The organism is Streptomyces parvulus, assembly GCF_014648855.1.
In the GTDB taxonomy this organism is placed as follows: Bacteria; Actinomycetota; Actinomycetes; order Streptomycetales; family Streptomycetaceae; genus Streptomyces; species Streptomyces parvulus.
This window is the reverse complement of sequence record NZ_BMRX01000006.1, coordinates 307,389-330,716: the sequence shown is the minus strand read 5'-3', so window position 1 is coordinate 330,716 and position 23,328 is coordinate 307,389. Positions and strand designations below refer to the sequence as shown.

General features: G+C 74.7%; 22 protein-coding genes, 1 other RNA gene and 1 pseudogene. 13 read left to right on the top strand and 11 right to left on the bottom strand.

Features of this window, described 5'->3' with window-relative positions; genetic code table 11:
• Positions 1 to 55 precede the first annotated feature (55 nt).
• A complete protein-coding gene (locus IE108_RS13645) occupies positions 56 to 1,072 on the top strand; it encodes a Gfo/Idh/MocA family protein (RefSeq protein ID WP_064727613.1) in 1,017 nt (338 codons plus the stop codon).
• Here the strand turns inward: IE108_RS13645 and IE108_RS13640 are convergent.
• Positions 1,059 to 2,711 carry an alkaline phosphatase D family protein gene (locus tag IE108_RS13640; RefSeq protein ID WP_064727614.1) on the bottom strand — a complete coding sequence of 551 codons (1,653 nt, stop codon included), beginning with the start codon at positions 2,709 to 2,711 and terminating at the stop codon, positions 1,059 to 1,061. The genes IE108_RS13645 and IE108_RS13640 overlap by 14 nt on opposite strands.
• Before the next feature lie 132 nt (positions 2,712 to 2,843).
• On the opposite strand from IE108_RS13640, the gene IE108_RS13635 reads away from it, so the two are divergent.
• A complete protein-coding gene (locus IE108_RS13635) occupies positions 2,844 to 3,632 on the top strand; it encodes an SDR family oxidoreductase (RefSeq protein WP_064727615.1) in 789 nt (262 codons plus the stop codon).
• Between the two features lie 275 nt (positions 3,633 to 3,907).
• On the opposite strand, the gene IE108_RS13630 is transcribed toward IE108_RS13635, so the two are convergent.
• On the bottom strand, positions 3,908 to 4,234 hold the full coding sequence (locus tag IE108_RS13630) for a nuclear transport factor 2-like protein (RefSeq protein WP_064731723.1): 327 nt from the start codon (positions 4,232 to 4,234) through the stop codon (positions 3,908 to 3,910).
• 145 nt (positions 4,235 to 4,379) lie between these two features.
• Between IE108_RS13630 and IE108_RS13625 the strand changes: the two genes are divergently transcribed.
• Together IE108_RS13625 and IE108_RS13620 are read left to right on the top strand one after the other, a co-directional pair.
• Positions 4,380 to 4,922: a DoxX family protein gene (locus tag IE108_RS13625; protein ID WP_064727616.1), complete on the top strand. Its 543-nt coding sequence runs from the start codon at positions 4,380 to 4,382 to the stop codon at positions 4,920 to 4,922.
• A 39-nt stretch (positions 4,923 to 4,961) separates the two neighbouring features.
• Positions 4,962 to 5,306, top strand: a complete 345-nt coding sequence (locus IE108_RS13620; protein WP_064727617.1) for a MazG-like family protein — start codon at positions 4,962 to 4,964, stop codon at positions 5,304 to 5,306.
• Positions 5,307 to 5,716: 410 nt separating this feature from the next.
• Here IE108_RS13620 and IE108_RS13615 read toward each other — a convergent pair whose 3' ends face one another.
• The 5 genes and pseudogenes from IE108_RS13615 to IE108_RS13590 form a co-directional block, all read right to left on the bottom strand.
• Positions 5,717 to 6,448 carry a DUF7873 family protein gene (locus IE108_RS13615; RefSeq protein WP_064727618.1) on the bottom strand — a complete coding sequence of 244 codons (732 nt, stop codon included), beginning with the start codon at positions 6,446 to 6,448 and terminating at the stop codon, positions 5,717 to 5,719.
• A 93-nt stretch (positions 6,449 to 6,541) separates the two neighbouring features.
• Positions 6,542 to 8,122, bottom strand: a complete 1,581-nt coding sequence (locus IE108_RS13610) for a serine/threonine-protein kinase (RefSeq protein ID WP_064727619.1) — start codon at positions 8,120 to 8,122, stop codon at positions 6,542 to 6,544.
• Positions 8,123 to 8,339: 217 nt separating this feature from the next.
• An RNA gene (rnpB, locus tag IE108_RS13605) (RNase P RNA component class A) lies at positions 8,340 to 8,743 on the bottom strand.
• Between the two features lie 73 nt (positions 8,744 to 8,816).
• Positions 8,817 to 9,581, bottom strand: a pseudogene (locus IE108_RS35320) (DMT family transporter); the annotation flags it as partial.
• A gap of 82 nt (positions 9,582 to 9,663) precedes the next feature.
• Entirely contained in the window at positions 9,664 to 10,497 is an 834-nt protein-coding gene (locus tag IE108_RS13590) for an AraC family transcriptional regulator (RefSeq protein WP_064727622.1), read from the bottom strand.
• A 97-nt stretch (positions 10,498 to 10,594) separates the two neighbouring features.
• Here IE108_RS13590 and IE108_RS13585 point away from each other — a divergent pair, with 97 nt between their 5' ends.
• The 4 genes from IE108_RS13585 to eda all read left to right on the top strand — a co-directional run bounded on the left by IE108_RS13585 (position 10,595) and on the right by eda (position 13,511).
• Positions 10,595 to 11,356 carry a MerR family transcriptional regulator gene (locus IE108_RS13585; protein ID WP_064727623.1) on the top strand — a complete coding sequence of 254 codons (762 nt, stop codon included), beginning with the start codon at positions 10,595 to 10,597 and terminating at the stop codon, positions 11,354 to 11,356.
• Complete coding sequence (locus tag IE108_RS13580) at positions 11,353 to 11,967, top strand: hypothetical protein (RefSeq protein ID WP_064727624.1); 615 nt, start codon at positions 11,353 to 11,355, stop codon at positions 11,965 to 11,967. The genes IE108_RS13585 and IE108_RS13580 overlap by 4 nt, the downstream gene beginning before the upstream one ends.
• 27 nt (positions 11,968 to 11,994) lie before the next feature.
• Positions 11,995 to 12,777 carry a peroxide stress protein YaaA gene (yaaA, locus tag IE108_RS13575; RefSeq protein WP_064727625.1) on the top strand — a complete coding sequence of 261 codons (783 nt, stop codon included), beginning with the start codon at positions 11,995 to 11,997 and terminating at the stop codon, positions 12,775 to 12,777.
• Between the two features lie 71 nt (positions 12,778 to 12,848).
• Positions 12,849 to 13,511, top strand: coding sequence for a bifunctional 4-hydroxy-2-oxoglutarate aldolase/2-dehydro-3-deoxy-phosphogluconate aldolase (eda, locus tag IE108_RS13570; RefSeq protein WP_064727626.1), 663 nt, complete (start codon positions 12,849 to 12,851; stop codon positions 13,509 to 13,511).
• On the opposite strand, the gene IE108_RS13565 is transcribed toward eda, so the two are convergent.
• Genes IE108_RS13565 through IE108_RS13555 form a run of 3 tightly spaced genes read right to left on the bottom strand, consistent with a single transcriptional unit; the run spans position 13,486 to position 16,609 of the window.
• The gene (locus IE108_RS13565) at positions 13,486 to 14,970 is read right to left on the bottom strand and encodes a bifunctional RNase H/acid phosphatase (RefSeq protein WP_064731724.1); all 1,485 of its coding nucleotides are present in this window, start codon (positions 14,968 to 14,970) and stop codon (positions 13,486 to 13,488) included. The two genes, eda and IE108_RS13565, sit on opposite strands and share 26 nt — an antisense overlap.
• Positions 14,971 to 15,002: 32 nt before the next feature.
• Complete coding sequence (locus IE108_RS13560; RefSeq protein ID WP_079163813.1) at positions 15,003 to 15,746, bottom strand: zinc ribbon domain-containing protein; 744 nt, start codon at positions 15,744 to 15,746, stop codon at positions 15,003 to 15,005.
• A complete protein-coding gene (locus tag IE108_RS13555) occupies positions 15,743 to 16,609 on the bottom strand; it encodes a Nif3-like dinuclear metal center hexameric protein (RefSeq protein WP_064727628.1) in 867 nt (288 codons plus the stop codon). Before IE108_RS13555 ends, IE108_RS13560 begins: the two co-directional genes overlap by 4 nt.
• A gap of 223 nt (positions 16,610 to 16,832) precedes the next feature.
• Here IE108_RS13555 and IE108_RS13550 point away from each other — a divergent pair, with 223 nt between their 5' ends.
• Both IE108_RS13550 and IE108_RS13545 read left to right on the top strand, forming a co-directional pair.
• Positions 16,833 to 18,089 carry a hypothetical protein gene (locus IE108_RS13550; protein ID WP_064727629.1) on the top strand — a complete coding sequence of 419 codons (1,257 nt, stop codon included), beginning with the start codon at positions 16,833 to 16,835 and terminating at the stop codon, positions 18,087 to 18,089.
• Positions 18,090 to 18,186: 97 nt separating this feature from the next.
• Positions 18,187 to 18,354 (top strand): hypothetical protein, encoded by a 168-nt coding sequence (locus tag IE108_RS13545; RefSeq protein WP_107420131.1) that lies wholly within the window; start codon positions 18,187 to 18,189, stop codon positions 18,352 to 18,354.
• Positions 18,355 to 18,443: 89 nt separating this feature from the next.
• Here IE108_RS13545 and IE108_RS13540 read toward each other — a convergent pair whose 3' ends face one another.
• The gene (locus tag IE108_RS13540; RefSeq protein ID WP_064727630.1) at positions 18,444 to 19,322 is read right to left on the bottom strand and encodes a MaoC family dehydratase; all 879 of its coding nucleotides are present in this window, start codon (positions 19,320 to 19,322) and stop codon (positions 18,444 to 18,446) included.
• 363 nt (positions 19,323 to 19,685) lie between these two features.
• Between IE108_RS13540 and IE108_RS13535 the strand changes: the two genes are divergently transcribed.
• The 3 genes from IE108_RS13535 to IE108_RS13525 all read left to right on the top strand — a co-directional run bounded on the left by IE108_RS13535 (position 19,686) and on the right by IE108_RS13525 (position 23,175).
• On the top strand, positions 19,686 to 20,918 hold the full coding sequence (locus IE108_RS13535; RefSeq protein WP_064727631.1) for a sensor histidine kinase: 1,233 nt from the start codon (positions 19,686 to 19,688) through the stop codon (positions 20,916 to 20,918).
• 217 nt (positions 20,919 to 21,135) lie between these two features.
• On the top strand, positions 21,136 to 22,533 hold the full coding sequence (locus IE108_RS13530; RefSeq protein WP_229851802.1) for an FAD-dependent oxidoreductase: 1,398 nt from the start codon (positions 21,136 to 21,138) through the stop codon (positions 22,531 to 22,533).
• Positions 22,534 to 22,542: 9 nt separating this feature from the next.
• Positions 22,543 to 23,175, top strand: coding sequence for a response regulator transcription factor (locus tag IE108_RS13525; protein ID WP_064727633.1), 633 nt, complete (start codon positions 22,543 to 22,545; stop codon positions 23,173 to 23,175).
• Positions 23,176 to 23,328 lie beyond the last annotated feature (153 nt).

Here is a 23,328-nt window from a genome sequence, read left to right as displayed (position 1 = left end):
ACTGGAACGAACAGACTCGAACGAACCTGAGCGAGGGTGGGGCAGGGTGTCAGCGGTGACCGGGCAGAAGGTGCGCTGGGGGATTCTGGCGACCGGCGGGATGGCGGCGAGGTTCACGGCGGATCTGGTCGATCTGCCGGACGCGGAGGTCGTGGCGGTGGCCTCGCGGACCGAGGCGTCGGCGCGCGCGTTCGCGGAGCGGTTCGGGATACCGAGGGCCTACGGCGACTGGGAGTCGCTGGCCCGTGACGAGGACGTCGACGTGGTGTACGTCGCCACCCCGCACTCGTCGCACCGCGCGGCCGCCGGCCTGTGCCTGGAGGCCGGCCGGAACGTGCTCTGCGAGAAGCCGTTCACGCTGAACGCGCGCGAGGCGGAGGAACTGGCCGGCCTCGCCCGGCGGCACGGCGTCTTCCTGATGGAAGCCATGTGGATGTACTGCAACCCGCTGGTGCGGCGGCTGAAGGCGCTGGTGGACGACGGTGCGATCGGCGAGGTCCGCACCGTGCAGGCGGACTTCGGGCTGGCGGGGCCGTTCCCTCCGGCCCACCGCCTGCGGGACCCGGCGCAGGGCGGCGGCGCGCTGCTCGACCTGGGCGTGTACCCGGTGTCGTTCGCGCAGCTGCTGCTCGGTGAGCCGTCGGACGTGGCCGCGCGAGCGGTGCTCTCGGACGAGGGCGTCGACCTGCAGACGGGTGCCCTGCTCTCCCACGGGAGCGGCGCGCTCGCGTCGGTGCACTGCTCCATCACCGGCGGCACGCCCAACTCCGCCTCGGTGACAGGCTCGTTGGGCCGTATCGACGTGCCGTACGGCTTCTTCTTCCCGGACCACTTCGTGCTGCACCGGGACGGCCGGGAGCCGGAGGAGTTCCGCGCCGACCCGGCCGACGGCCCTCGGGAGAGCCTGCGGCACGAGGCCCGGGAGGTGATGCGGGCGCTGCGGGCCGGGGAGGCGGAGTCGCCGCTGGTGCCGCTCGACGGCACGCTGGCCGTGATGCGGACGCTCGACGCGATCCGTGCGCGCGTCGGCGTCCGCTATCCCGGCGAGGAGCGTGCGGTCACGCCGGCTTGAGCCCCTGCTCCCCCACCTCCGTGACGAAGGACCCGGCGGTCGTCAGCGGCGCGCCCTGCGTGGTGACGTGGGAGACCGTCTTGAAGTCGGCGCGGGCCAGGTCCCGGCCGAGCGACACCTTCGCGTAGCCGCGCCGTCCGTTGAAGAACTTCAGGTGCGGGTTCGCGGCCATGAGGGTGTCCCAGTTGGACGGCTTCTCCGAGCCGTCGCGGCCGCTGGTGACGGAGGTGGTGACGATCTCGGTGCCGAGGGTGCGCGAGCGGGGGTCGTCGAAGTCGCGCTTGATGTCGAAGCCGTAGGAGACGTGCACGTCGCCGGTGAGCACCATCAGGTTCTCGATCCCGGCGGCCTGCGCGCCGGCCAGCACCCGGTCGCGGGAGGCCGGGTAGCCGTCCCAGGAGTCCATGGAGACCTGGGAGGGGAGCGTGGTGGAGTTGTACCGGCGGGCGAAGGTGACCTGCTGGGGCACCACGTTCCACAGGGCGTTCGACCGGTGCCAGCCGTTGACGAGCCAGCGTTCCTGGGCGTCGCCGGTCAGGGTGCGCGAGGGGTCCTCGGACTCGGGTCCCGAGTACTGCCAGCCGTCGCCGTAGGCCTGGTTGGAGCGGTACTGCCGGGTGTCGAGCACGTCGAACTGGGCGAGCCGGCCCCAGTGCAGGCGGCGGTAGAGCTTCAGGTCCGGGCCGTCGGGGAGCTGCGGGCGGCGCAGCGGCATGTTCTCCCAGTAGGCGCGGTAGGCGGCGGCCCGGCGGATCAGGAACTCCTCCGGCGGGACGCTGTTCTCCGGGGTGTCGTCGGCGTAGTTGTTCTCGGTCTCGTGGTCGTCCCAGGTGACGACGAAGGGGTGGGCGGCGTGCGCGGCCCGCAGGTCGGGGTCCGACTTGTAGAGGGCGTACCGCAGCCGGTAGTCCTCCAGGGTCACCGTCTCGCGGTTGAAGAGGCCGGGCAGGGTGCCGGCCGGGTAGGCGCGGGAGCCGCCGGTGGCGTTCACGGCGTACTCGTAGAGGTAGTCGCCGAGGTGGAAGACGACGTCCACGTCCTCCTGGGCCAGGTGCTTGTACGCGGTGTAGTACCCCTCGTCGTACTTCTGGCAGGAGACGAGGCCGAAGGTGAGGTCGGAGACCCGGCTGTACGGGGACGGCGCGGTGCGGGTGCGGCCCACGGGGCTGATCCAGCTGCCGGCGCGGAAGCGGTAGAAGTAGACCTGGCCGGGCGGGAGCGGGCCGGCCTCGACGTGGACGGTGTGGTGGAACTCGGGGTGGGCGGTGGCGGTGCCCCTTCTGACGACGCGGCGGAACCGTTCGTCCAGGGCCAGTTCCCAGCCCACCTCGACGCGTTGCGGGGGCAGTCCGCTGTCGGCCTGGTACGGCGCGGGGGCCAGGCGGGTCCACAGCAGGACGGAGTCGGACTGCGGGTCGCCGGAGGCGACGCCGAGGGTGAAGGGGTCGTCGGTGATCCGCGCGGCGTCCAGTTCGGCGGCGCTCGCGGCGCCGGCGGTCGGCAGGTTCACGGAGAAGGCGAGCGCGGCGGCGGCTCCGGTGACGGTCAGGAAGCGGCGGCGGCCCAGGTGGCGGGCGGCGGCGCGGAGTTCGGGCGCGTGCGACGACTGGGACTGGGCGGGCTGTTTCGCGGGTGTCATCCGATTCTCCCCTTACGGTGGCTGCAAGGGGCATTCGACGGTCCGGGAACGACACTCGCTTGGCGCGGACATGGCGAGCCCATGTCGGGAGGGTGAGTTCGGCACGATCCGCGACCCGTACGCTGCCGACTCATGAACTCCGTGAAAACCACCGACGAGGAAACCGTCGGAGCGCAGCAGATCGCCGTCGTCACGGGTGCCGGTTCCGGCATCGGCCGGGCGGTCGCCGTGGAACTGCTCACCGCGGGCTGGGCGGTGGCCCTGGCCGGCCGCCGGCCCGAGACCCTGGCGGAGACGGCGGCGCTGGCCCCGGCGGGCGGCGCGGTGCTGTCCGTGCGCACCGACGTCTCCCGCCCGGAGGACGTGGCGACCCTGTTCGCGGCCGTGCGCGACCGCTTCGGGCGGGTGGACCTGCTGTTCAACAACGCCGGGACCTTCGGCCCGGGCGGCGTGCCGGTGGAGGACCTGCCCTACGAGGCCTGGCGGCACGTGGTGGACACCAACCTGAACGGTGCGTTCCTGTGCGCGCAGGCGGCGTACCGGCAGATGAGGGAGCAGGACCCGCGGGGCGGCCGGATCATCAACAACGGCTCGATCTCGGCGCACACGCCGCGCCCGCACTCGGTGGCGTACACGGCGACCAAGCACGCGCTGACGGGCCTGACCAAGTCGCTGTCGCTGGACGGCCGTCCCTACGGCATCGCGGTCGGCCAGATCGACATCGGCAACGCGGCGACCGACATGACGGCCGGGATGCAGACCGGCGCGCTCCAGGCCAACGGGGAGACGGCACCCGAGCCCGTGATGGACGTGGCCGACGTGGCGCGCACGGTGCGGCACATGGCCGAGCTGCCGCTGGAGGCGAACGTGCAGTTCGCGACGGTCATGGCGTCGGCGATGCCGTACGTGGGGCGCGGCTGACCGGAAGGCGGGGGCCGCCGCCGCGATTCACACAATCGGAATATCAAAGTCCGCAGTATTGCGGCCCGTGGCGGGCTTATGCTCAACTCTCCTTCACCAGAGCTTCACAGTTGGAGTGTTGGCCTTCAGAACCGGCCCGCAAGCCACATCGAGGGGGGAGGCGACAGCCGTCCGCAGCACCGGGCTGGGGGTGGATCCCGCGTGGGACCGCGGGATACGCACCGGTGGGCGGACGGCTGCCGCGTACACACCGCCCGACGGCTGGACGCGGAGGCCTAGGCCTGCCCGGTCTCGAAGCGTGCGATGCGGCCCTGCTCGTCTACGGTGAAGTCCCAGCGCGTGCGCATCTCGCCCCAGGTGTCGTTGCGGTAGCGGGCGATGAGGGCGCGACCGCCGTTCGACTCGTTGTCGACCTCCATGTGGCCGTTGGAGGAGAAGATCTCCTGGTCGATCCACTCGGCGAGGTCGCGGTCGGCCCCGTCGTCGGCCATGGTGGCGTCCGGCGCGAGCAGCGCGAGGAAGGCGTCGCGGTCGTGGGCGTTGACGGCGGTGACGAAGCCGCGGACGGCCGGGTCGCTGAGTCGCGTGGTCTGAATGGTCATGCCGGCCAGCGTCACACCGGCCCGGCACCCCCGCCACCGCTCCGCCCCCGGCCCGCCACCCGAACGGCGCCCGCGACGGGCCCGCGCGAGGCACCCGGGAGACGGTGGTGGGGTGTGAGCCGCCGCCGTCTGCGAGGGAGTCGACGTGAACTGTTGTGACCGGCGCGATCTGGGCCTGCTGCTGCTCCGACTGGGTACCGGCGGGGTGCTGGCCGCGCACGGGGCGCAGAAGCTGCTCGGCTGGTTCGGCGGCGGCGGCATCGAGGCGACGGGCCAGGCCATGGAGGCCATGGGCTACGAGCCCGGCCGTACCAGTGCCGTCCTGGCCGGCCTCGCGGAGGCGGGCGGCGGGACGCTGCTCGCGCTGGGTCTCGCGACCCCGGCCGCGGGCGCCTCGGCGGCCGGCGCGATGGTGGGGGCGGCGGCGGTGCACGCCCCGAACGGCTTCTTCGCCCAGGCCGGCGGCTACGAGTACGCGGCGTCCCTGGCCCTGACCGCCACCGGCCTCGCGGTCGCCGGACCGGGCCGTCTCTCCCTGGACCACGCCCTCGGCCACGCGGTCAACCGCAACTGGATGGTCCCGGCGGCTCTCGGGGTGACGGCGGCGGCCACGGCGGTGGTCGTCGGCATGCGCAACAAGCGGGTGCGCAAGGCCGCCGAGGGCGAGCAGGAGCCACTGTTCGACTGACCGACGGCGCACCCCGCCCGGCGTGGCACGCTGCTCCGTATGAGCGACGACCTCGCCGGCGCCCCGGCCGGCCCCTGGGACACCATCGACGACCTGTGCGCGTGGCTGGAGGCGGACCAGCCCGTCGCCGGCCGGGAGGGCCTGCTGCTGCGGATGCTGAAGCTGTCGGAGGAGGTCGGCGAGGTCGCCGAGGCGGTGATCGGCGCGACGGGGCAGAACCCGCGCAAGGGCACCACCCACACCTGGCAGGACGTCGAGGCGGAGCTGTGCGACGTGGTGATCACGGCGATGGTGGCGCTGCGCACCCTGACGCCCGAGGCGCGGGAGGTGTTCGGGCGGCACCTGGCGAAGGTGGCGTCCCGCCCCCGCGCGGCCGGTGCCTGACGTGGCGGAGCCCGGGAGCGTAGCCTGCTCCCGGGCCCCTGGAGATGCCACCTGATGCGCACACCGGAACCGTGTCAGGACGGATCAGTCGTCAGGCCGTCGTGTTCTTCCTTTGAACTACCGCACCACGCAGCGGTGCAGACGAGATTCGAACTCGCATCCGACGGCGGTCGTCCGGCCTGGTCGCCCCGGTGATCGGCGGCGATGCTGAAGCTGGAGCGAGAGTCTGAGATTGACGGCGCGGTCCGCGCCCGTCCCGGGGCGGCGCGCCTCTTCAGGCTGAACGTCAGTTTCAGCTTGCGCTCGTCGCGCGAACCGGTCCTCAGTCCGGCCCGCGCCCTTCGCGCACCCCCGCGCTCGCACGCGGGGGCGTCTGTGGAGGCTACCCGTTGCCGGGCCCGCGCGGGGCCTCAGCCGAACAGGTAGCCGAACACCGCGTCGCCGACCCGCTGGTCGGTGACCTCGTCGCCGTTGGCGTCCTCCCGGGCGAACTTGACGGCCTGCTGGAGCTTCTCGACCCGGTCCAGCAGCTCGTTGACCCGCCGGGCCGGCAGCGCCCCGGAGAACTTCACGGTCGTCCAGTAGCCGATCGGCACGTCCTCGTAGTACACCTCGACCTGGGCGGGGTGCTTCTCCGTCGCCTCGGCCTTCACGTGGTTGCGCGGGACCTTCTTCGTCCGGATGGTGCGCACCGGGTCCGTCTTCCACCAGTCGGTGGACGGGTCCTGCGCCCACGCCTCGGCGGCGTCGAGCGTCGGCAGCTTCTTCACGAAGGCGTGCAGCTCGGTGAGCTGCTTCTCCAGGAAGAGCAGGTAGCCGACCGGCACGTCCGCGACGATCGTCCGGCCGTCGACGGTGACGTCCGCGCGGGCCGTGCAGTTCGCCCAGTCCTTGGTCGCGGTGACGTCGAACAGCCGGGTCAGCGAGGCGCCCATCTCGCGCAGCACGTCCTCGGCCCGCACCTGCACCCGCGTCGACTCGGGCGGCAGCTGCTCGCCCTCCTCGTCCTTCGGCTGGTACGTGCGCGAGATCCCGGCCAGCAGCGCGGGCTTCTGCACCTTCTGGTGCGCGGCGGTCACGTCCTGGAGCGACTTGCTCTTGACGCCCTTCTCGACCGCGATGATCTGGTTCAGCTTCGCCATGTCGGCCCCCCTTCGAACAGGCAGGAACGTATCCCACCCGTCCGCGGACCCGCACGCCCTTTTCCCGGCGCCCGGCGGTGCGGGCGACGCCGCTCAGGGCTGCCGGCTCACCTCCACGACCACACCGACCTCGCCCGCGTTGTCGTCCACGCACCCCGCGCCGTCGTTGATCCGCAGCTGGACCACGCCGCCGCCGCCCGCGCGGAAGGTCTTCGCCTCCCCGATGGCGAGGACCGGCGCGTCGTCGGTGTCCGACAGGCGGGTCACCAGCGTGCCGAAGGGGGCGTCCGGTACGACCTTGCAGCCGGCCGCGAAGTCCAGGTCCCGGTCGCCGTCCGGGTCGTAGCCGGCCGGTCCGGTCATCGGCATGCGCTCGCGGTCCACCGTCCACTCGCCCCGCCGGGACTCCACCGTGACGGTGTCGCCCGCGCGGACCACCGCGCCGACGACCGGCTGCCAGCCCTCGTCGGCGCTCACCACCATCTCGTACGAGGTCACCTGGGGCGCCCCGACCGGCGAGGCGAGGGAGGTCGGCGCCGGGCCGGGCGCCTCGGCGGCACCGCGGTCGGCGCCCGGTCCGTCGTCGTCCTGGAAGGGCGCCACGCCCGCGAGGAGCAGCCCGCCGCTCACCACCGCGACGAGGGCGACGGCTCCGGCGAGCGTCCACGCCAGCCAGCGCCCGGCACCGCCCGGCCGCCCCGGGAGCGGCGTGCGCCTGGTCCCGACCCCGCGGACCGCCGTACTGCCGGGGGGCGCGAGCAGCGTGTCGTCCGGCCGGTCGGGGGCCCGGTCGAGGACGACGGTGACATCGTCCCCGACCACGGCCGGGGCCGCGGCCGCGCCGCCGTCCGCGGCCTCACCGGCCGCCACGCCCCGCAGTGCCGCCGCCAGTTCGTCGGCGCCGGGACGCTCGCGCGGGTCCCGGTGCAGCAGCGCCTCGACGACGGGGCGCAGGGGGCCGAGCCGCTCCGGAAGCCGCGGACTCCCGTACACGACGGCGTGCAGGGTCGCCGCGTACCCGTGCCTGCGGAAGGGCGACTCCCCTCCGCAGGCGGCGACCAGCGTCGCGCCGAGCGACCACAGGTCGGACTCCGGTCCGGCCTCCTGCGCGGTGGCCCGCTCCGGCGCCATGTACTCGACGGAGCCCACGAGCTGCCCGGTCGAGGTGAGCATCTCGCCGTCGTCGAGGGCGGCGATGCCGAAGTCGGTGAGCACCGCGTCGCCGCCGGGTCGCAGCAGGACGTTGGCGGGCTTCACGTCGCGGTGCAGGGTGCCGGCGCGGTGGACCGCCCGGAGCGCGTCGAGCAGTTGGAGGCCGAGCCGGGCGGTGTGCTCCGGGGTCAGCGGCCCGGACCGGCGCACCCGGGCGGCCAGCGAGGGCCCGCGCACCAGCTCCATCACGATCCAGAGCCGGTCCTCGAACTCGACCAGGTCGTGCACCCCGACCACGTGCGGGTGCGGCACCCTGGCGACCGCCCGCGCCTCGCGCAGGGCCCGGCGCATGCGGGTGCGGTGGTCCTCGTCGCCCTCGGCGGCGATGTGCAGCTCCTTGGCGGCGACCGGCCGGTCGAGGAGCTGGTCGTGAGCGCGCCAGACGACGCCCATGCCGCCCCGGCCCAGGACTTCGTGCAGCAGATAGCGGCCGGCAACCAGCCGCCCGGGCCCCCCGCCCACCTGCCGATCAGGAACGCCGGTCAGCACCGGTCCTCACATCCCTCTCGCTGAGAACGGGGGCAACAATACCGACACCGGAGGGGCACTCGTTCTCAACCACCCTTGTTTCACGCGGTGTTGAACGACGGTGACCGGAAGGTACGGGGTGGGAGGCCGAGGCGGCCGGCACCGTCCCCGCCCGGACGATGAAGGGCGCTGGACGGGCCGTGTGGGGCGGCAGACGAGTCGGGCTGTACGCCGGGTTCTGTTCCGGAGGGTCCTCGCGGGCCCTCCGGCGACGGCCATCCATCTAGGACCGGTGTTGCCACCGGCCTCGTGCGGTCTACCCGCGGACTCGGGCGGGCAGCCCTCGAACGTCCGCGCAGAGCGCTTTTCACGGCGCTCCTCTTGACCTTGCTCCGGGTGGGGTTTACCTAGCTGCCCAGGTCACCCTGGGCACTGGTGGTCTCTTACACCACCGTTTCACCCTTACCCGGCGCCGAAGCGCCGGGCGGTCTGCTTTCTGTGGCACTGTCCCGCGGGTCACCCCGGGTGGCCGTTAGCCATCACCCTGCCCTGTGGAGCCCGGACGTTCCTCGGGAAGTCCCGTGAGGGACTCCACGCGGCCGCCCGCCCGGCTCGTCTGCCGTGCCGACCATGGTACCGGGCGGATGCGGCGGCGCGGTCCCGCGGTCGCCGCCGTGGCCAGGACCGAGCCCGTCAGGATCAGGGCGAAGGCGGCGAGGACGGTCGGGGTCAGGGGCTCGTCCAGGAAGACGGCGCCGGCCGTCACCGCGACCGCCGGGTTGACGTACGTGATGACCGTCGCGCGGGTCGGGCCGGCCTCCTTGATCAGCTCCAGGAAGGCGACGAAGGCGATCGCCGTGCAGACCACGCCGAGGCCGGCGAGGGCGGCCAGCACCGAGGGCGCCGGGAGGGTGTCGGGGCGGCCGAGGATCGCGGCGGGGGCGTAGACGAGGGCCGCGAGGGTGAGGCAGGAGGCGGTGAGGTGGAGGGACGGCACGTCCTTCAGGTGGCGGGCGGCGATCAGCGGCGCCGTGGCGTAGCCGATCACCGTCAGCAGCACCTCGGCGAGGGAGCGGGCGTCGCCGCCGGTCAGGTGCGGGAGGGTCAGCACCGCCACGCCCGCCAGGCCCAGGGCGAGGCCGCAGACGCGTCGGGCGCCGAGCGTCTCCGTGGCGCCGAAGAAGCGGGCCAGGGCGACGCCGACGATCGGGACGCCCGCGATGAGCAGGCCCGCGGTGGAGCTGGAGAGGTGGCGCTCGGCGTCGGTCAGCGTCCACCAGGGGCCGATGATCTCGATGACCGCGAAGGCGAGGAGGGGTTTCCAGTGGGCCCCGACGGTCGGGAGGAGGCCTCCCCTGCGCAGGGCGAAGGGGAGCAGGAGGGCGGCACCCAGCGCGCAGCGCGTGAACACCACCACGGACGGGGAGACGGAGTCCACCGCCACCTTGATCATCAGATAGGGGATGCCCCAGACCACTCCCATCAGGGAGAACAGGAACCAGCCGCGTGCAGTCATGCCGCGAGTCTCGGTCCGCTCAGGGGCCGCCGTCTTGAACGCTGTTGCGGTACGCCGCCGGGGTCACGCCGAGGATCCTGCGGAACCAGCGGGTCAGGTGCGCCTGGTCCGCGAAGCCCACCAGCGCCGCCACCTCGGCGGGGCGTACGCCGGCCTCCAGGAGCCCCCGCGCCCTGGCCACCCGGTGCTGGGCGAGCCAGGCGTACGGCGGCATCCCCATCGCCGTGCGGAAGGCGCGCAGGAGCTGGTAGCGGGACAGACCCAGGTCGGTGGCGAGGGAGGCCAGGGACGGTGGGGCGAGGAGTTCGTCGGCGAGGCGGTCACGGACGAGACGGGCGACGCCGGCCGCGCCCGGGACGGCGGTGTCGCCCGCGGTGCGGGACGTGGAATGGCGGCCGGCGAGGGCGGTGAGGAGCCAGGGCAGGCGCGACTCGGCCTCCAGGGGGTCGGGGCAGCGGGTCAGGTCCGTGTGCGCGGTGCGCAGGGCGGCGGCGAGCCGCGGGTCGTGGAGGACGGGTTCGCGGAAGTGCGGGAGCACGTCGCCGCGCAGCCCGTCGGAGAGCAGGGCGGGGGTCGCGTACAGGGCGCGGTAGGAGTAGCCCTCGGGGGCGGCCGGGCCGCCGGTGTGCACCTCGCCGGGTTCCAGGACGACGATGGAGCCCGGGCCCGAGTGGATGTGGCCGCCCCGGTAGGCGATGACCTCCAGGCCGCCCACGGTGACGCCGACCGTGAACTCGTCGTGCGCGTGGGGGGCGTAGACGTGCCGGTCGAAGCGGGCCGTGAGCAGGTCGAGGGGCGGGCCGCCCGTTCCCAGCCGGGCCCTGGTCCACCGGGCCTGTTCGCGTGCGTCCACCGCCCTCACCCCCTGGGCGTACCGGATCAGAGGACGTGCGGCGCTGTCCAGTGCATTGGCTTGACCCTGTCGCAACGTCAACGTTTCTACTGGGGGCATGCGGATCGGAGAACTCGCCGACGCCGTCGGCGTCACCACGCGGACCGTGCGGCACTACCACCACCAGGGGCTGCTGCCCGAGCCGGAGCGGCTGGCCAATGGCTACCGGTCGTACACGCTGCGGCACGTCGTCGTGCTGGCCCGCGTGCGGCGGCTGACCGAGCTGGGGCTGGGGCTCGCCGAGGTGCGGGACGTGCTCGCGGACGAGGCCGGCAAGGAGTTGGCCGAGGTGCTGGCGGAGCTGGACGCGGACCTGGCGCGGCAGGAGGCGGCGATCCGGGACCGCAGGGCGCGGCTGCGGGCCCTGCTGGACGCGGAGGGCGGGCTGCCGCCCGAGGGGCCGGTCTCGCCGGAGCTGGCCGCGCTGTTCGCGGGGATGGGGGACGTCTCCGGTTCCCCCACCGCACTGCGGGACCGCGAGATGCTGGCGACGCTGGAGAGCACGGTGCCGCCGGAGGACCGGGCGGGGCTGCTGGCCTCGCTGCACGGCGCGCTCGGCTCGCCGGAGGCGGTGGCGCGGGCCCACCGGGCGTACGCGCTGCTCGACGGCCTGGTGGACGCCGGTACCGGTGATCCGAGGGTGGCGGAGGCGGCCCGGGTGCTCGCGGAGGCCATGCCTCCGGAGCTGGTGCCGGAAGGGGGACTCGACCTCGATTTCGACCACGGCATCCTGCGCGCGCTGTACGCGGACTTCGCGCCGGGCCAGGCGGAGGCCATCCGGCAGTCCCTGGAGATCGTGTCGAGGGGGCGGCGGGCATGAAGGGCGGGTCTCTGGTCACGGTCCCCTTCCTCCTGCTCCGGCACGAGCTGCGGCTGCTGGCGAGCCTGTGGCTGTGGACGGCCCGGCGGACCCACGGGGCCGCGGACGGCTCGGCCGTGTTCGGGTACGCGCGCGGGCAGGGCGCGATGATGTTCGGCTTCGCCTTCGTCTGCGTGGTCGAGTCCGTGGGGATGTCCGTGCTGCTGCGCGACTGGCCGGCCGTGCACCACGTGGTGCTGGTCCTGGACGTCTACACCGTCGTCCTCGTCGTCGGTCTGCACGCCGCCTCCGTGGTCCGCCCGCACGTCCTGGACCCGGCCTCCGGTGTCCTGCGGATCCGCCGGGCCGTCCACGTGGACGTGCGGATACCGCTGGAGCGGATCTCCTCCGTCCGCCGCGAACCGCGGGCCACGCACGAACCGCGGGACGGCGAGCTGAACCTCGCCGTGGGCGCGCGGACGTCCGTCACCGTCGAACTCGCCGAGCCCGTCACTCATGTCTCCTTACTCGGGCGGCACCGCGAGGTCCGCGTGGTGCGCTGCCACGCCGACGACGCCGGCGGCCTCGTACGGGCCGTGAACCGGGCGCGGGAGGGGCACGCCGTACCCTGACCTGGAGCTTGGATCGAAGGAGTGCCTGTGCTTGTCCTGCTGCCGCCGTCCGAGGGGAAGGCCGCGTCCGGCCGGGGAGCCCCGCTGAAGACGGACTCGTTGTCGCTGCCGGGGCTGACCGCGGCCCGCGAGACCGTACTCGCCGAACTCGTCGACCTGTGCGCCGGCGACGAGGAGAAGGCGCGCGAGGTGCTGGGGCTGAGCGAGGGGCTGCGCGGCGAGGTCGCCAAGAACGCGGAGCTGCTGACGGCGGGCGCCCGGCCGGCCGGGGAGATCTACACCGGCGTGCTGTACGACGCGCTGGACCTGGCCTCGCTCGACGCGGCGGCCAAGCGGCGGGCGGCCCGGTCGCTGCTGGTGTTCTCCGGGCTGTGGGGTGCCGTGCGGGTGACCGACCGGATCCCCTCCTACCGGTGCTCGATGGGCGTGAAGCTGCCGGGACTCGGGGCGCTGGGCGCGTACTGGCGGGCGCCGATGGCCGAGGTGCTGCCCGAGGCCGCCGGGGAGAGTCTGGTCCTGGACCTGCGCTCGTCGGCGTACGCGGCGGCCTGGAAGCCGAAGGGGCGGGTCGCCGAGCGGACCGCGACCGTGCGGGTGCTGCACGCGCCGACGCGGAAGGTGGTCAGCCACTTCAACAAGGCGACCAAGGGGCGGATCGTGCGGAGCCTGCTGGCCTCCGGGAGCGCGCCCGCCGGTCCGGCGGAGCTGGTGGAGGTGGTGCGGGACCTCGGGTACGAGGTGGAGGCCGAGGCGCCCGCGAAGGCGGGGCGGCCGTGGTCGCTGGACGTGCTGGTGGACGAGATTCACTGAGCGCCGACCCAGTCGTTGCAGATAACGCAACGCGCGTTGCGCGTCGTGCGCCGCGACGGCACGATGAGGGCATGAGTTCTCCGCTGCCCTCCTCCCCCGCCGCCCCCTCGGTGCTGGACCTCGCCCCCGTCGTGCCCGTCGTGGTCGTCGACGACCTCGCCGACGCCGTGCCCCTCGCCCGGGCGCTGGTCGCCGGCGGGCTGCCCGCGATCGAGGTGACGCTGCGGACGCCGGTGGCGGTGGACGCGATCCGCGCCATCGCCGGCGAGGTGCCGGGCGCGGTGGTCGGCGCGGGCACCGTCATCACGCCGGACCAGGTCGGCGAGGTCGTCGCGGCCGGGGCGCGGTTCCTGGTGAGCCCGGGGTGGACGGACGTCCTGCTGGACGCGATGCGGTCGTCCGGGGTGCCCTTCCTGCCGGGGGTGTCGACCACCTCGGAGGTGGTGGCGCTGCTGGAGCGCGGGGTGCGGGAGATGAAGTTCTTCCCGGCCGAGGCCGCGGGCGGCACCGCCTACCTGAAGGCGCTGGCCGCACCCCTGCCGCAGGCCCGCTTCTGCCCGACCGGCGGCATCGGCCCCGGCTCCGCCCCGGACTATCTGGCGCTGCCCAACGTCGGCTGCGTCGGCGGCAGTTGGATGCTGCCGAAGGATGCCGTGGCCGGCCGGGACTGGGGGCGCGTGGAGGCGCTGGCCCGGGAGGCGGCGGCGCTCAGCGCAGGTGCGACGTCTCGTTGAACAGGCGGACGCTCGCACCGCCGTCGGCGTAGTGGGCGACGACCGACAGTGAGGCCGCGGACAGCTCCATCCGGAACAGCGACTCGGGCGGTGCGCCCAGGGCCAGCCGCAGGAACGTCTTGATCGGTGTCACGTGCGAGACCAGCAGCACGGTGCGGCCCGCGTAGGCGGAGACCAGCTTGTCGCGGGTGGCGGCGACGCGCGCGCCGGTCGCGGCGAAGCTCTCGCCGCCGCCGGTCGGCCGCGCGTCCGGGGACGCCAGCCAGGCGTCCAGGTCGGCGGGGTACCGCTCGCGCACCTCGCCGAAGGTGAGCCCCTCCCAGGCGCCGAAGTCGGTCTCGCGCAGGCCTTCCTCGACCGTGACCTCCAGGCCGAGGCGGGCGGCGACGATGCCGGCGGTCTCGCGGGTGCGGGCCAGGGGCGAGGCGACGACGGCCTGGATCGTGCCGCGCCGGGCCAGGCTCGCGGCGACCCGCTCGGCCTGCTCCCGGCCGACGGACGACAGGGACGGGTCGCTGCCACCGTTGCCGGAGAACCGCTTCTGCGGGGTGAGAGGCGTCTCGCCGTGCCGCAGGAGGACGAAGGTGGCGGGGGCGCCCATGTCGGGGGGTCCCCAGCCGGGCGACGCCACGGTCCTGGCGGCCCGCACGTCTGCCTCGCCGGCTCCGGCACGGGAGGATTCCGCGACGGCTCCGGTACGGGAGCCCTCCGCACCACCCCCGGCACGGGCAGCGTCCGCCACGGCTCCGGTACGGGCGCGCTCCGCGTCGGCACGCGCGGAGGTCGAAGGGGCGTCCTCGTCGTCGGCGGGAGCGGTCGGGCCGACACGCTCCCCGGCACCGGCCCTCGGGGCACCCTCCGTGCCGGCACGCGCGGAGAGCGAAGGGGTGCCCCCGGCCCGGGCACCGGCACCCACGCCCTCGGCGGCCCGCTCGTCGGCGGCGGCACCGGTCTCCCGCTCGTCCCCGGTACGGGCCCCCCGCGCGCGACGCCCGGCGGCGCCCCCCGCGTCCAGTTCCGCCGTCGAGTCGGCCGGTGACCACCGCTCGCCGCGCGCGCCCGCGTCCATCGCCTCGTTGGCCAGGCGGTCGGCGTGCTTGTTCTCGGCGCGGGGGATCCACTCGTAGGTCACCCGGCCCGGCGGGAAGATACGGGCCGCCTCGGCCGCCAGCGGCTTCATGTCGGGGTGCTTGATCTTCCAGCGTCCCGACATCTGCTCGACGACGAGCTTGGAGTCCATCCGCACGTGCACGCGCGCGTCCGGGTCCAGCTCCCTGGCCGCCCGCAGCCCGGCCAGCAGCCCCCGGTACTCGGCCACGTTGTTGGTGACGACGCCCAGGTACTCGGCGGCCTCGACGAGGGACTCGCCGCTCGCCGCGTCCAGCACCACCGCGCCGTAGCCCGCGGGCCCCGGGTTGCCCCGCGACCCGCCGTCGGCCTCGACGACGAACTCCCGCACCGCACCGGCCGACGCGTCCACCGATCCGGCCCCTACAGCCCGGAGTCGGCCGTGCGCACCAGGATGCGGCGGCAGTTCTCGCAGCGTACGACGGTGTCGGGCGCCGTCGAGCGGATCTCGCTCAGCTCGGTGATGGCCAGCTCCTGGCGGCATCCCTGGCAGCTGCGCTGGTACAGCTTGGCCGCGCCGACGCCGCCCTGCTGCTGGCGCAGCTTGTCGTAGAGCTTGAGCAGGTCGTCGGGGACCGAGCCGGCGATGACCTCGCGCTCCTTGGTCACCGAGGCGGTCTCGCCGTCCAGGTCCTCGACGGCCGCGTCCCGGCGGGCAGTGGCGTCGTCGATCTTGCCCTGGACCGCGCCGACCCGCTCGGTCAGCTCGGCGACCCGCTCCTGGGCGGACTCGCGGCGCTCCATCACCTCCAGGACGACGTCCTCGAGGTCGCCCTGGCGCTTGGCGAGGGAGGCGATCTCGCGCTGGAGGTTCTCCAGGTCCTTCGGCGAGGTGACGGCGCCGGAGTCCAGGCGCTGCTGGTCGCGGGTGGCGCGCTGGCGCACCTGGTCCACGTCCTGCTCCGCCTTGGTCTGCTCGCGGGAGCAGTCGCTCTCCTCGGTCTGCGCGGCCACGAGCAGGTCGCGCAGCTGGGTGAGGTCCTTGGTCAGCGACTCGATCTCGGTGTGCTCGGGCAGCGACCGGCGCCGGTGCGCGAGCTGCTGGAGCTTGACGTCGAGGCCCTGGACGTCGAGGAGTCGGATCTGGTCGGCGGGCGCGGCTTTCAGTTGGGGGCTCCCAGTGAGTCGGAGGTCGGGGCGGACGCCGCGTGGGCGGTCCAGGGGTCGGTGACCGTCTTCGAGACGTGGACCCTGAGGTCCCAGCCGCGTCGGTCGGAGATCTCGTCGAGCTGGGCTGCGGCCAGCTCGCACCAGGGCCACTCGGTGGCCCAGTGCGCCGCGTCGAGCAGCGCGAGAGGGCTGTCGGCGCGGTCCGCGGCGAACTCGGACACCGGGTGGTGGCGCAGGTCCGCGGTGAGGAAGGCGTCGACGCCGGCCGCCCGCACGTGGTCGAAGAGGCTGTCGCCGGAGCCGCCGCTGACGGCGACCGTGCGGACCGTCGCCCCGGGGTCGCCGGCGACGCGGATGCCCTGCGCGGTGGCGGGCAGCCGCTCGGCGGCGCGGGCGGCCAGCTCCCGCACGGTCATGGGGTGTTCCGGCTCGCACACCCTGCCGAGGCCGCGGCGCCCGTCCGGGTCGGCCGGGTCGGGCACCAGGGGCCGTACGACGCGCAGGCCGAGGGCGCCGGCGAGCGCGTCGGAGACGCCGGGGTCGGCGGAGTCGGCGTTGGTGTGGGCGACGTGCAGGGCGACGTCGTTCTTGATGAGGGTGTGCACCACGCGGCCCTTGGCGGTGGTGGCGGCGACCGTCGTCGTCCCCCGCAGATAGAGCGGGTGGTGGGTGACGAGCAGGCCGGCGCCGAGGTTCACGGCCTCGTCGGCGATCTCCTGGACGGGGTCGACGGCGAACAGGACCCGCGAGACCTCCCGGCCGGGCTCGCCCACGACGGTGCCGACCGCGTCCCAGGCCTCGGCCCGCTCGGCGGGCCACAGGTTCTCCAGCGCGGCGATGACTTCTGACAGACGGGGCACGCAGGCAAGGCTACCTGGAGGTTCTGTGGCCTTGTACCCGTCGCCCGGAGCCGCCCGCGCACCCCCGCGCCGAGCCCGCCGCGGTCCGGCTCCGGCACAGCACACACCTCTCGTCCTCCTCAGGCGAATCGTTCCTGTGACACACGTACGTGTGATGGGTCCGGCGGCCGGTCCCCCGCCCGTGCGTGCGAAAACTAGCTTCGTCGCCGGAGGTGACCGAACCATGACGGCCTGTGCGATCGAGCCTTCCGCGGAGTCCGGGAACGACGGGGCACCGCGGCCGGGCTGCGGCATCACCGCGGAGGGCGCCTACGCCGCGCGCCTCGCCCGGCGCGGGGACTCCTGGTACCCGGAGCGCTGGACCCTGGACGGCCCCGAGCCGTACGCGGTGCCACTGCCCGGCAACCAGCCGGAGGAGCCCGGCACCGAGGTGCAGCCGATGGCCGACGGGCGGGTCCTGGTGCACCGCGTCGCGGCCGGGCGGCACCTCTTCTCGCTGCTGTACCCGACCGGCCCGGGCACCGGCGAGCTGCCGCTCGGCGCGGTGGAGTGCCCGCCGGACACCACCGGCGTACGGCTGCTGCCGCCGGTCCCGGGCGGTGAGCGGGCGTACGCCCTCGCCGTCGGTCCGCGGGCGACGGTGCTGTGGCAGGTCGCGGGCGCGGCCTTCGGGCCCGAGCGGCTGGCCGAGATCCCCGGCCGCTGCTCGGGCGGGGTCTGGCTGGACGGCGGGGGCCGGATACTCGCCCTGGACCGGGAGACCGGCGGTCGGGTGAAGGCGGTCGCGGTCGACCTGGAACGGGACGGCGAGGTCTCGCCGCTGCTCCAGATCGCCCCGGACAGCGACGACCGGATACTGCTGGCCGACCCCGACAGCGGGCTGGTGCTGATCCGTTCGGACGCGCCCTCGCCGGGGCGGGAGCGACTGGGCTGGGGGGTGCTGGGCAGCGCACTGCCGGTGCGCTTCCCCGAGTGCCTGCACCTGCCCGACTGCGTGGTGACGCCGTTCGCGATCCAGCCGGGGCAGGCGCTGACGCCGGAGCGGTGCGCGGTGGCGCTGCGGGTCGACGGCCCGTTCGGCAGCTGGGTCGGGGTGTGGCGGCCGGCGGAGCGGCGGGTGCGTCATCTCCCGGCGCCCGAGGGATGGTTGGCGGGGGCCGGGCTGTGGACGCCGGACGGGGAGCTGCGGCTGCCGTGCTCCACCCCGCAACTGCCCTGCGGCGTGGCCCGGCTGACCCCGCGCGGGGCCGGGGAGGCGGCCCCGGGCGGGGTCGGGGGAGCGGCTTCGGACGGGATCGGGGAGGCGGCTTCGGACGGGTCCGGCGAGGGGCCGGGCGACGGGACGCGGGAGGGGCCCGGAGGCCGACCGGGGGGCGGGGCGCAAGGAGACGGCCCGCAGGAAGAGGACGAAGCGGCGCCCCGTCCGCCCCGGCCCGTACCCCTGCAACAGGCCCCGCTGGGACGGCGTGTAACGAAGTAGTGCCGGTTGGCGTGGCCGCCTGGATTCGGGCCGCGGGGTGCCGGTTACACTCGCCCGGCTGTAAGAAAGATCATGTTGACGGGGTGAATTCCTTCCGATGAACGACACCAGCACGACCCAGCCGATGCAGGCCGCCGGTGCCGACGTTTCCGAGACCGACACCGGCCACGGCAAGCACCGCGGGCCGGTCTCCAGTCAGGAGGCCGCGGCGACCCCGCGGGGCCGTCACCGCAAGCCGTCCGAGGAATCCGGGACGGCGGCCTGACGGCACGCCGAGGCACGACGCACACGCAGGAGAACAGCAGGCAGGCGGCCGCGGCCCCGTACGTCATCCGGCGGACGGGGCCGTCGTCGTCAGCCGTACGTCACGACGGTGCCGGCGAGGACCGGGGCGTCGTCCCGCTCGACGGCGCCGACCGCCACGCGCACCGGCCCGCCGCCCGCCCCGGCCGCGACCGGCCGCCACATCCGCACCCGCAGCGCCTCCCCCGGGTACACCACCCCGACGAACCGCGCGCGGTACTCGCCCACCCGCGTCACGTCACCGTCCAGCAGCGTGTCCACGACCGACTTGAGCGTGCCGCCGTAGGTGCACAGCCCGTGCAGGACGGGCCGGTCGAAGCCGGCGCGCGCGGCGAACCCCGGGTCGGCGTGGAGGGGGTTCCAGTCGCCGGAGAGGCGGTAGAGCAGGGCCTGTTCCTCGCGTACCGGCAGTGCGGCGACCTGATCGGGTTCCGTGTCCGGCGGTGACGCGGGGCCCCAGGACGGCCCCCGCTCACCACCCCAGCCGCCCTCGCCGCGCACGAAGACCTCCGCCTCCTCGGTCCACAGCGGCCCGGCCGCGTCGGAGACGTCGGTGCGCAGCACGAGGACGGCCGACGTGCCCTTGTCGTACACGGAGACGATCCACGACGACGCCGTCGCCCGGCCGCGCACCGGGACCGGGCGGAGCGTGCGCAGCCCCTGCCCGGCGTGCAGGACGCGGGCGAGGTCGACGTCGACGCCCGGCACGGACAGCGCGCGGATCACCCCGGGCGGGCCGCCGCCCGCCACCGTCGCGAAGCTCGGCAGCACGTGCAGCCGGGACTCCAGGGTGTAGCGCAGCTCGCGGGTGTCGGTGGCGGGCGGTCCGGCGCCGATCCCGAGGTGGTAGAGCAGGACGTCCTGGTGGTCCCAGGCGAGTTCGCGGACGTCGGGCGGGGCGGCGAGTGCGGCGGCCGCGTCGATGGGCATGGGGTCCCTTCCTCCCGTCACGTGGACGATCACCGGCGGCCTCGACCGTACGGGACGCGCCGCACCCGTGACATTCGTCCTCCCCTACTCCGGACAACCGCATCTGCCGCCCGCCCCCGCCGGCTCCGTAGCGTCATCGGCATGACAGTGACAGCGGGCACCGGGAGAGCCGCCCCCTCCGAGCGGGCGGCGGACGGTACGCACGACGAGGTGCGCGCCGGGTACGGCGACGCGCCCGGGGCGGGTGCGATTCTCGTACGGACGGCCCGGCGGCCCGCGTTCGGCATACGCCGCGCGGTCCCGCCGGCGCGGCGCGGGCAGGCGGCCGGGCACGTGGACGACCGAGGAAGGGAGCCGGGGGCGATGACCGGGACCGGAGGACGGCTGCGGAGGGTCTCGTGCCGACTGGACGCGTGGCAGTTGGCGCGGCAGTCCGGCCCGGCCGAGCGGGACGGACGCCAGGAGCGGGTCGGTCCGCCGCCCACCGGTTTCGCGCTGCTGCCCTGGCTGCTGATGGGCCTGGGCAGCCTGGCCAACATCGTCCAGGGCCGCGCGTCCAGCCCCTGGATCGGCGGCCTGGGGCTGCTCGTCTTCAACTCGCTCTACATCTACGTGACCTTCCGGTCCTTCGACAAGGAGCGGCGCGAGTCGCCGTCGACCCGGCTGGCCCTGGCCGCGATGGCCCTCGTGACCTGCGCCCTCGCCCTCGCCTACGGCGGCAGCTGGCTGCTGTTCTTCCCGCTGCTCGGCCTCGCGGCGGGCGCGGCGCTGCGCGGCCGGTGGCTGGGCCGCTGGGGCTGGACGCTGGCCGCCGCGGCGGGGATCGTGGCCGGGATCAAGGACGGCTGGACCGGCCTGAACATCGCCTACGGGACCTTCCTGTCGACGATGGTGACGGCCGCGATCCTGGGCCTGTCCGACGCCGTACGGGAACTGCGCGCGGCCCGGGAGGAACTGGCGACGCGGGCGGTGGCGGAGGAGCGGCTGCGCTTCTCCCGGGACCTGCACGACCTGCTCGGGCACACCCTGTCCGTGATCGTGGTCAAGTCGGAGGCGGCCCGGCGTCTGGCGCGGCGCGACCTGGACGCCGCGCTGACCCAGATCACCGACATCGAGGCGGTCGGGCGGCAGGCGCTGACGGAGGTCAGGGAGGCGGTCACCGGATACCGGGAGGGCAGCCTGGGGACCGAGCTGGAACGGGCCCGTTCGGCGCTGGCCGCGGCGGACGTGGAGCCGGTGGTCCACCGCTCGGGCCCGCCGCTGCCGCCGCAGGCCGAGGCGCTGCTGGGGTGGGTGGTGCGGGAGGCGGTCACCAACGTCGTGCGGCACAGCGGGGCGAGCCGCTGCGAGATCGCGGTGTCGGGCGGCGCGGACCGCGTGCGGCTCACGGTCACGGACGACGGCACGGGCGCCGCCGGCCCGTCCCAGGGCCCGGGCACCGGCCTGACCGGCCTGACGGAGCGCCTCCTCACGGCCGGCGGGTCGCTGAAGGCGGGCACGGAGCCCGGGGGCGGCTTCGCGGTGACGGCGGAGCTGCCGGTGGACGCGCGGGCCGAGGGCCACGCGGAAGCGGACGTACGGACTCGCTCCCGTTGATCAAGGGCCGACTACAGTTGCGCGACACAGGTACCGGGACTTCCCGGGCACCGGGCCCGTCCCGCCCCGCCCCGCCGTCCGCGCTCCCGGCTGACTACCTCCCGCGCGCCGCGGCCCTCCCGGCCGCCGGCGAACACCCGGGCCCCCGGGCCCCCGGCGCCGACGACCGTCGGCACCCCTCGCCACCCTGTGGCCACGACAGAAAGCGCGACCGCACGTGTCCGACACATCCGGCCCCCGCGATACCGCCGTCGTCATAGGCGGCGGCATGACCGGCATGCTCGCCGCCTCCGCCCTCTCGCTCTTCGCCGACGTCGTCATCGTCGAACGCGACGCGTTGCCCGCCGGGCCGGAACCCCGCAAGGGTCTCCCCCAGGCCCGGCACGCCCACCTGCTGTGGGCCGGTGGCGTCGCGGCCCTCGAAGCCCTCCTCCCGTGCATCGGAGATCGTCTCGTGGAGAGGGGGGCCTGGCGTGCGGGCATCATGACCGATCTCGTCTCCAAGGCCCCGTCCGGCCCGTGGTTCCGCCGCTTCGCCACGCCCACCGTCAACCTCGTGTGCTCCCGGGACCTGCTCGACGCCACCGTCCGCTGGGCCGTCCTGCGGGACGAGCGCGTCTCCGTACGCGGGCCCGCCGAGGTCGTCGGACTCGTGGGCACCGCCTCCCGGATCACGGGCGTCCGCGTCCACACCGGTGGAAACGACGAGACGATCCCCGCGACGATCGTCGTCGACGCCGGTGGCCGGGGCAGCCGGGCCGCCGTGTGGCTGGAGGACCTCGGCATCCCGCCGGTCCCCGAGCGGACCGTCGACGCCGGCGTCGTCTACGCGAGCCGCATGTTCAAGGCGCCCGGCTCCACCGCCGGCGAGTTCCCCATCGTCAACGTCCAGGCGGACCCGGGCCGGGCACCCGGACAGGGCGGAATCATCCTGCCCATCGAGGACGGCCGCTGGCTCGTGACGCTTTCCGGCACGCGCGGAGGCGAACCCACGGGCGACCCCGATTCCTTCGTCGGCTTCGCCAAGGGCCTGCGCCACCCGGTCATCGGCGACCTCATCGAGCGGGCCGAGCCACTCACCGATCCGGTGGTGTCCCGCAGCACGGCCAACACCCGCCGCTACTTCGAGAAGGCCGCCGAGTGGCCCGAGGGATTCGTCGTCGTCGGCGACGCCGTCGCCGCCTACAACCCGGTCTACGGGCACGGCCTCACCGCAGCGGCCCAGGGCGCGGTCGCCATCGACAGGACGATCCTCAAGCACGGGCTCCACCGCGAAGGCCTGTCACGGCGCCTGCAGCGGGCGGTGGCGCGGCCGGTGGGCAACGCCTGGAACCTGGCGGTGGGCCAGGACGTGCTCTACCCCGGCGCCACCGCGGAAGGGCCCACGGCCGCCGACCGGTTCGGGGCCGCGCTCGTCGACCGCGCCGTGGACGCGGGAGCCCGCAGCCCGCGGGCCCAGCGGTACCTCCTGGAGGTCATGAGCATGCAGAAGCCGCCCACCCGCCTGCTCTCCCCCGGCATGCTCCTCCGGATGGCCGTGGGCAAGAAGCGTCCCCACCTCGACGGACCGCCTCTCACCGCCGCCGAACGGTCCAGGACGGCGCCGGCGTCCTAGGCTTGCCCCGTGACCGACACGCCTCCCCCCGGCCGTCCCGTCCGCGTCCTGCTCGCCGAGGACCAGGGCATGATGCGCGGCGCGCTCGCGCTGCTGCTCGGAATGGAGGCGGACATCGAGGTGGTCGCCCAGGTGCCGGCCGGGGACGAGATCGTCGGTGCCGTGCTGGCGCACCGTCCCGACGTCGCCCTGCTCGACATCGAGCTGCCGGGGCTCAGCGGGCTGGACGCCGCCGCGGAGCTGCGCGAGCGGGCGCCGGGCTGCCGGGTGCTGATCCTGACGACCTTCGGCCGTCCCGGGTACCTGCGGCGGGCCATGGAGGCGGGCGCCGCGGGTTTCCTGGTGAAGGACGGTCCGGTGGAGGAGCTGGCCGGCGCCGTCCGCCGGGTGCTGGCCGGGGAGACGGTCGTCGACCCCGTACTCGCCGCGGCCGCGCTGAGTGCCGGGCCCAGCCCGCTCACCGCCCGGGAGTGCGACGTCCTGCGGGCCTCGGCGGACGGCGCGACGGTCGCCGACGTCGCCGCGGCCCTGCACCTCTCCGAGTCGACGGTCCGCAACTACCTGTCGGCGGCCATCGGCAAGACGGCCACCCGCAACCGGACGGAGGCGCTGCGCGAGGCCCGGCGGCAGGGGTGGGTGTGAGTGGGGGCGGCGGGACGGCTGCGCGGCGGGACGGCTGCGGCGGGACGGCTGCCGGGGGGGACTGGCCGGGGGGCGGCTGCCCGGGGGGTGGCGGCTGCCCGGGGGCGGGGTGGTTCTTCGGCCGCGGGCCGGTGGGGGTTGCTCGCGCAGTTC

Bases quoted from the DNA above. Each gene is read 5' to 3' on its own strand.
- IE108_RS13545 (WP_107420131.1), top strand. From the start codon at position 18,187: ATGAACGACACCAGCACGACCCAGCCGATGCAGGCCGCCGGTGCCGAC.
- IE108_RS13640 (WP_064727614.1), bottom strand. From the start codon at position 2,711: ATGACACCCGCGAAACAGCCCGCCCAGTCCCAGTCGTCGCACGCGCCC.
- IE108_RS13635 (WP_064727615.1), top strand. From the start codon at position 2,844: ATGAACTCCGTGAAAACCACCGACGAGGAAACCGTCGGAGCGCAGCAG.
- IE108_RS13620 (WP_064727617.1), top strand. From the start codon at position 4,962: ATGAGCGACGACCTCGCCGGCGCCCCGGCCGGCCCCTGGGACACCATC.
- IE108_RS13540 (WP_064727630.1), bottom strand. From the start codon at position 19,322: ATGCCCATCGACGCGGCCGCCGCACTCGCCGCCCCGCCCGACGTCCGC.
- IE108_RS13580 (WP_064727624.1), top strand. From the start codon at position 11,353: ATGAAGGGCGGGTCTCTGGTCACGGTCCCCTTCCTCCTGCTCCGGCAC.
- IE108_RS13615 (WP_064727618.1), bottom strand. From the start codon at position 6,448: ATGGCGAAGCTGAACCAGATCATCGCGGTCGAGAAGGGCGTCAAGAGC.
- IE108_RS13550 (WP_064727629.1), top strand. From the start codon at position 16,833: ATGACGGCCTGTGCGATCGAGCCTTCCGCGGAGTCCGGGAACGACGGG.
- IE108_RS13535 (WP_064727631.1), top strand. From the start codon at position 19,686: ATGACCGGGACCGGAGGACGGCTGCGGAGGGTCTCGTGCCGACTGGAC.
- IE108_RS13585 (WP_064727623.1), top strand. From the start codon at position 10,595: ATGCGGATCGGAGAACTCGCCGACGCCGTCGGCGTCACCACGCGGACC.
- IE108_RS13630 (WP_064731723.1), bottom strand. From the start codon at position 4,234: ATGACCATTCAGACCACGCGACTCAGCGACCCGGCCGTCCGCGGCTTC.
- eda (WP_064727626.1), top strand. From the start codon at position 12,849: ATGAGTTCTCCGCTGCCCTCCTCCCCCGCCGCCCCCTCGGTGCTGGAC.